General features: G+C 76.4%; 4 protein-coding genes and 1 pseudogene. All 5 read right to left on the bottom strand.

All coding sequences use genetic code 11. The features are described 5' to 3' along the window. Positions 1-646: pseudogene (locus tag I6A81_RS06190) on the bottom strand (hypothetical protein); the annotation flags it as partial. Further along, a complete protein-coding gene (locus I6A81_RS06185; protein WP_203001313.1) occupies positions 646-3,012 on the bottom strand; it encodes a serine/threonine-protein kinase in 2,367 nt (788 codons plus the stop codon). The pseudogene I6A81_RS06190 and the gene I6A81_RS06185, both read right to left, overlap by 1 nt. Further along, positions 3,009-4,340, bottom strand: coding sequence for a hypothetical protein (locus tag I6A81_RS06180; RefSeq protein ID WP_203001311.1), 1,332 nt, complete (start codon positions 4,338-4,340; stop codon positions 3,009-3,011). Before I6A81_RS06180 ends, I6A81_RS06185 begins: the two co-directional genes overlap by 4 nt. A 9-nt stretch (positions 4,341-4,349) precedes the next feature. Continuing rightward, positions 4,350-5,408: a transporter substrate-binding domain-containing protein gene (locus I6A81_RS06175; RefSeq protein ID WP_203001309.1), complete on the bottom strand. Its 1,059-nt coding sequence runs from the start codon at positions 5,406-5,408 to the stop codon at positions 4,350-4,352. Beyond that, on the bottom strand, positions 5,405-6,787 hold the full coding sequence (locus tag I6A81_RS06170) for a hypothetical protein (RefSeq protein ID WP_203001307.1): 1,383 nt from the start codon (positions 6,785-6,787) through the stop codon (positions 5,405-5,407). Before I6A81_RS06170 ends, I6A81_RS06175 begins: the two co-directional genes overlap by 4 nt. Positions 6,788-6,812: the final 25 nt, after the last annotated feature.

Raw genomic sequence — 6,812 nt, 5'->3', positions numbered from 1 at the left:
CCCGGGCCACGGCCGCGGGCCACCCGGCGGCTGACGGCCGCCGGGTCGGCACCAGCGACAGGCCCATCGCGTCCTCGTTCTCCAGGTGGACCAGGCCGCGGTCGCTGACGCCGGCGATCGGGCCCAGGTCCCGTTCCACGTGGTCTCCGGGAGGCGTCGACTCCAGCAGCAGGCCGCAGTCCACGCAGTAGCCGTCGGCGTCGGCCGTGGCCGAGCCGCAGGTCGGGCAGCGAGACGCGGCCGAGGTGGTCCGGTCGCTCACGGGCTCGTCGCCGCGGGTGTCCTCGGAGACGACGGGCTGGGTCTTCGCCGGCAGCCAGAAGTCGTCGTCACCGTCGTCGTCGTCGCCACCGCGATCACGGTCGTCAGCGTCGTCAGCGTCGTCAGCGTCGTCAGCGGTGCCGGCGGCCGGGTCGCCGGGCCACTCGTGGAGGTCGGGCCGACCGGCGGGGGGCGCCGGGTCGACCTGGTCGGCCGCGCCCCGGTCGAAGGCGGCGGGGACCTGGGTGCCGCACTCCTCGCAGTAGCGGTGCCCCGGCCCCGCCTCGGCCTGGCAGACGGGACAGCGGCGGGCCGCGCCGGTCCCCGCCGCGCCCAGAACGCCCGGCTCGCCGTCGCCGGCCGCCATCGGCCCGACCCGGGCCATCAGAACCAGGTCCTGGGACGGACGCCGTTGGCGAGGTCGACCAGCCGGTAGCGCTCCGCCCGGTTGCCGCCCGCCTGCTTGGCGAGCTCGCGGTAGACGCCTTCCAGCCGGAACCGCAGCGGGGTCTCCCGCAGCGGCGCGCCGACCACGGTGACGTCCTCGCCGGGTGTCACCGCGCCGGAGGTGACCATGGCGAGCGCGGCGTCGAGCAGGTCGCGCGACAGCGCGGCCCGCCGTCCAGGGTCGAGGTCGAGCCGGCCGAGCACCCGCGACGCCTGGGCGAGGTCGTCCCGGCTGGGCTCGCCCGCGGCTGTGCGGGTGCCGAGCACCCGAGCCAGCCGCATCTGGGCGTCCACGTAGGCCGCCGACGTCCTCGGGACCCGTTCGTAGGCGCTGGCGGCACCGGCCCGGTCACCGGCCGCGAGCCGCACCCGCGCGAGCCCGAAGGCCGCGCTGGTGAAGCCGTCGTCGGTGCGGGACACGATGTCGTACAGCTTCGCGGCGTAGGCCAGGTCGCCGCCGGCCTCGGCGGCGAGCCCGAGGGCGAGCTTCGGCGCGAGCTCGCCGGGTGCCTGCGAGTACACGCTGTCGAAGGCGACCCGGGCCGCCGCGGCGTTGTCGGCGGCGAGCGCGAGCAGCCCCTGGTAGTACTCGACCCGCCATTCCCAGGGGTCCTCGGCCTCCAGCTCCGCGAGCAGCGCGCGGGCCGCCGCCTCGTCGCCGGACTCCATCCGGGCCCTGGCGAGGCGCAGCCGCACCTCCACGGTCGCCGGGCTGATCGCGGTCAGGAACTGGGCGAGTGTGTCGGGGTCGGTGTCGGGCAAAGCCTTGAGCGTGCTCGCGGCGGCGTCCTCGGGGTCCACGCGCAGCGTCGGCAGCACCGCCCAGGCCGGCCCGGCCCGCGTGCCGTCAGGGTTCTCGCCCGTGAGGTGGTTGTCCCCGCCGAAGACCCGGCTCGGAGCCGGCTTCGGCTCGCCGGTCTGGTCCGCGGCGATCTCGCGCAGCACGCCGAGCAGCTCGTCGCGCATCTCGTCGGCGCTGGCGAACCGGTCGTCCGGCTTGGGCGCGGTCGACTTGCGCAGGAACCGGTACAGCGAGTCGTACTGCTCCAGGACCGGGTGTTCGGCGACCGGCGGCAGACTGTACCGGTACTTCGTGATGTTGCCCCGGAAGTTGAGGATCAGGGCCAGCAGCGTGCGCCCGATCGTGTAGAGGTCGGAGGCGACGGACGGCCCCTCCCGAGCCACCTCGGGCGCCTGGTAGCCCGGCGTGCCGTAGATCGCGCCGCCCTCGGCGTCGAGGTGGCGGACCGCGCCGAGGTCGATCAGCTTCAGCGAGTCGCCGGAGAGCATGACGTTGTCCGGCTTGAAGTCGCAGAAGACCAGGCGGTTGCGGTGCAGATAGCTGAAGGCGGGAAGCACCGCGAGGATGTAGGAGATCGCCTGGGCGACCGGCAGCGGGCTCGGCCTGCCCGCGTTCCCGTCGCGGCGGCGCTTGAGCAGCTCGCGCAGCGACGTTCCGCCGACGTACTCCATCACGATGTAGCCGGCCCCGGCGTGCTCCACGAACGCGAAGATCTTGACGATCGAGGAGTGGTCGACGGCGGCGAGGAACCGGCGCTCGGCGATGGCGGCGGCGCGGTTGTCCGCGTCCTCGCTGTCGAGGATCCCCTTGAGCACGACCCGGCGTTTCTCGACCTTGCTGTCCTTCGCCAGGTAGACCCAGCCCTGGCCGCCGTGCGCGAGGGCGCCCACGATCTCGTAGGCGCCGGCCTCGTCGCCGGCCTTGAGCGGCGGGGTGAAGTCGAACGACGTCCGGCAGACCCCGCAGAAGCCGGTGACCCGGCCGGGACGGTCGCCGCGGCTGCGTCCCACCGGCTGCCGGCAGGTCGGGTTGGGACAGTACCGATGGCCTTCGGGGACCGCCGGGTCCACCATCAGCATCGTGGTGGGGTCGGGCGCCGGCATCTCCGGCACCTGGACGAGCCCCTCGCCGAGCCGGGTGCGCGTCGGCCGCGACCTGCGCCCGGTCCGGCCGCCCCCCGACGAGCCGGAGCTCCCGGCGGTGCTCCCGCCCGGCGCCGCGGGCGCGGCGGGCGCCAGCGACGCCGTGGCCGACAGCCCGCAGGTGTCGCAGTAGCCGTCGACGACGTGGCCGCCGCACTCCGGGTCCGCGCAGCCGTTCGGGCCCCGGCGCGCGCTGGCCGGCGCCGGGGCTGGCACCCGCGCCGGGGCCGGGGCTGACGGGCCGGCGGGCACGGCGGCCTGGGCGGGCACGGCGGGCGGCACGTAGGCGAGGCCGCAGACGTCGCAGTAGCCGTCCTCGATGGTGCCGCCGTCGTTCTCGGGGCAGCGGATGACCGTCATGCCTGTTCCCTTTCCTGCTCGGCCCTCGCTCGGGCGTCCCGCGCCGCCACGGGCGGGGCGCCCGCGGGCGCCCGGCCGGTGGTCACGCCGCGCGCGTAGTCCTGGACGAGCCGAGCGGCGTGGTCGAGGTCGCTCGGCGCGACGTAGAGCGCGTCGTGGGCCTGGCCGTAGAGCGTCTCCAGTTCGGGCACCCCCGCGAGGGCGTCCGCCGTCGCCTTGGCGCGCAGCGCCCCGAGCAGCCCGCGCAGCTCGTCGCGCCGGCGCAGGGGGGCGGCGTTGGTCGTCACGGCCCGTGCCGCGGCGGCGCGGGCCGTCGCGGCGGACTCGTGCCACCCGCGCAGCCCGCGGGCCGCGAGCTGCCAGTCGCCGGCCGCCGCGGCCGCCACCAGCCGGTCGAGCCAGGGGCGCAGTCCCCGGCTCGGGTGGTCGAACCAGCCGTCGTCCAGGTCGACCATCGCCGCCCGGGCGCCGGTGACCCGTTCGACGGCGCGGCGGGCGGCGCGCTCGGCCCGCGCGGCCAGGTCGACGATCTCGGCCAGTGTTTCGCCCGCCGCGCGCAGGTCGTCGTCGAGCGAGACGCGGGCCCGGGCGAGCACGGCCAGCGCCGTGTCGGCCGCGTCGACCGCCGCGGTGGCGGCGGTCACGTCCGCCGTCGGCACCGACATCGGGTCGGCCGCGGCGGCGCGGGCCAGGGTGCGCACCGCCGCCCTGGCGGCCGCGAGCTCGGGCAGGTCGGGCAGCCCGATCCCCGCCGCGGTCGCGGCGAGTTCGGCCAGCCGCCGCTCGGCGGCGGCGAGCTCGCCGGCGGTCCGCGTCCAGGCGGCGATGACCGCCGCCACGTCGGCCCGCGCCGCCTCCACGGTCTCGGCGGTCCCGAGCAGCAGGTCCTCCGGGTAGATCGCGACGCCGGGCGGCGGCGAGGCGCCCGGCGGGCCGGCGGCGTCCCCGCCGGGCGCGCTCGCCGCGCCCGCCCCAGGGCCGTCGGGTGTCGGTGTCGGCGGCGGTGGTGGCTGGCGCGGCACCGATGCCCGGTGCAGCAACGCCTCCAGCTCGCCGATCCGGCGCGGGCCGAGCCAGGGCTTGTCGCCGCGCAGCGCCTCGGCCCGGGTGACGACGTCCGACAGCAGCCGGTGCCGTTCCCACAGCCAGTCGAGCCGGGCCCGCACCGCCCTGGCCCGGCCGGCCGTCTCGCCGGTGCGCGCGGCCGGGTCGAGCAGCGCCCGGTTTCCGTCGGTGTCGAGCTCCAGCAGCGCGCCGGCCAGCCGTGCCGCCCCCGAGCGCAGCAGTGCCAGCGTCGCGTCCAGCGCGGACAGCGCCCCCATGGCCATGGCCCCGCCTCAGTCCCGGTAGCGCGGCAGCGGCGGCCGCGGGAACTCGGGCGCGAAGGCGGCGAGGTAGTCCCACAGGTGGTGGCGCACGAGCCGCTCCCAGGTGCCGTCCGCCACGATCCGCGCGAGCACCCCGTTGACGAAGCCGGTCATCTCGGGGTGGTCCTTGCCGACGCCCACCGCGATCAGCTCGTGGTCCGCGTCGCCCGGCAGGAGGTCGTCGACGAGGACCCGGGTCTGCGGGTCCTGCTGCGCCAGGCCGACCAGGATGACGTCGTCGGTCGAGATGGCCTCCACCTCGTGGTGCTGCAGCGCCACCAGGCAGTCGGCGACGGTGGGCAGCCCGACCTGTACCGGGCCCGCGGGGTGGTCCTCGACGTGCTCCAGCGAGGTCGTGCCCAACGGCGCGCACACCTTCCGGCCACCCAGGTCCTTCATGCCGGTGTACGGCGAGTCCTTCAGGACGAGCACCGTCGCGACCGCGTCGTAGTAGGGCACCGAGAAGTCGACGGCGGCGCGCCGCGCGCAGTTCGTTGTCATCGTGGCCACGACGATGTCCACGTCGCCGTCCTGGATCACCGGGATGCGTTCCGCGTAGGTGACGGCGCGGAACTTCAGGTGTGTCTCGTCGGCGCCGTCCGGCCCGAAGATCGACTTCGCGATCTCCTTGGCGAGGTCGACGTCGAAGCCCTGGAACGCGGAGACGCCCTGGCCGTGCTCGTCGACGGTCCGCTCGATGTAGCCGAACGGCGGCACGTCGGCGAGCACGCCGACGGTGATGGACCCACGCTGGTGGATCCTGTCCATGAGGGTGCCGGCCGGCATGGCGCCCGGCGGGGGCATGACCGCCGGTGGCCGCTCGCTGATCGTCGGGTCGCCGCAGTCGTCGGGCCCCCGGGCGGTGGCCGGCGCCGGGGCCGGGGACGTGGCCAGCGCGGCGGGCCGGCCCGCGGCCGGCAGCGGGCTGGACAGCGTGGCGCAGCCAGCGGCCACGGCCATGGCCAGGCCGGCGAGCGTGAGCCGGGCGGTGACCGGCAGGGGAGCGCGCGGGCTCCCCGGCCATGTCATCGGTACTCCTCGATCCGGCGCCACAGGCCGATGGCCATCAGCGCCACCCCGGCGGCCGCCAGCACGCTGACGGCGACGGCGAGGCCCGGCAGGCGGCCGTCGGCGGCCGCGAGCCCCTCGCCGAACCGCAGCGCGCTGCTCTCGAACGCCGCCGCGGCGGCGGCGTCGTACCGCTCGAAGGCGACGGCGCCGTCCCCGACGGTGATCGCGACCGCGTCCGGGAACCTGCCGGCGGTCTCGGTGACCAGTCGGTATGCCTGGCCGCTGAGCCCCTCGTACGTCACCCAGGCGGGGCGCAGGACCGTTCTGGTCTCCTGGTCCGGGCCGGCAAGCGCCGCGACCGCCGGAAGGACCTCCTTGCCCAGCCGCTCGGTCGTGGCCGCCGCGTCCGCGTCCAGGGCGGAGCTGTCGCCACGGGCGATCAGGGACAGGCTGTGGTCGCCCCACACGCGCAGGCCGAGCACCCGGGCCTGGCCGACCTCGGCCATCGGGACGAACCCCTGGTCACGAGCCTCGACGAGCCGGGCCCGCTCGGCGGAGAAGACGGCCAGCGTGACGACGAGGCTCGCGGCCATCAGCAGCGTCGCCGTGAGCAGCCACGGGTTCAGCACCCGGTTGGCCCGCCTGAACAGCAGCCACTGCGCGCCGGCCAGCGCGGCCAGGGTGGCGGCGCCGAGAACCGCGACGGCCGTCGGCTGTGACCAGTGGGTGCCGCGGCGGTAGCCGTCGTCGATCCGGTCCGCGTTGATCGCGGCGAACGTCTCGACAGCGGGCAGGATCTCCTCCCGCATGAGCTTCGACGCCTTCCACAGGTAGGCCGCGCCGACGACGTGGCCCTGCCGGTTGTTGGCGCGCGCCTGCTCCACCCAACCGGTGTAGACGGGCAGCCTCGTGACCACCGTTTCCAGGGCGGCACGGGCCTCGTCCCCGCCGCCGGCCCGGGTGAGGGCGGCCAGCTCCCTGCCGGCCTCCTCGATGCTGCTGTCGTAGGCCTGGCGTCGCTCGGCCGGCTCGATCGTGCCGGCCAGGTAGGCGATCGCCACGGTCGCGTCCGCCGCCGACAGGTCGGCGTGCAGGCGCTGGGCGGCGACGAACGACGGCCCGGCCCGGTCACGCACCGCGTCGACGGCGCTCTGGCGGACGAGCGTCGAGGCGAGGGCCGCGGCCCAGAACAGCGTGATGAGCGCGGTCAGCGCCACCGCCGCGATCCGCAGCAGGCCGGGGGTGGTGCGCGCCCCGGAGCGCAGCAGAGCCACCGCCTCCCGGGGGAGGCTGGCCCACCCGCGGATGCCCGGCCCACCCGGGGCGGCGCTCACGGCCGCCGACGCCCACCGCGAGTGGGCAGGTACCGGCGCGACCGGAGCGGTGACCGGGCTCACGGTCCGTGATCATACTGTGTCGGGG

This window comes from Frankia nepalensis (assembly GCF_016786325.1).
Taxonomy (GTDB): Bacteria; Actinomycetota; Actinomycetes; order Frankiales; family Frankiaceae; genus Pseudofrankia; species Pseudofrankia nepalensis.
This window is presented reverse-complemented; position numbering and strand designations above follow the sequence as displayed.

What these genes read in the sequence shown, in the direction of transcription:
- I6A81_RS06185 (WP_203001313.1), bottom strand. Translation starts at nt 3,012, where the DNA reads ATGACGGTCATCCGCTGCCCCGAGAACGACGGCGGCACCATCGAGGAC.
- I6A81_RS06180 (WP_203001311.1), bottom strand. Translation starts at nt 4,340, where the DNA reads ATGGCCATGGGGGCGCTGTCCGCGCTGGACGCGACGCTGGCACTGCTG.
- I6A81_RS06175 (WP_203001309.1), bottom strand. Translation starts at nt 5,408, where the DNA reads ATGACATGGCCGGGGAGCCCGCGCGCTCCCCTGCCGGTCACCGCCCGG.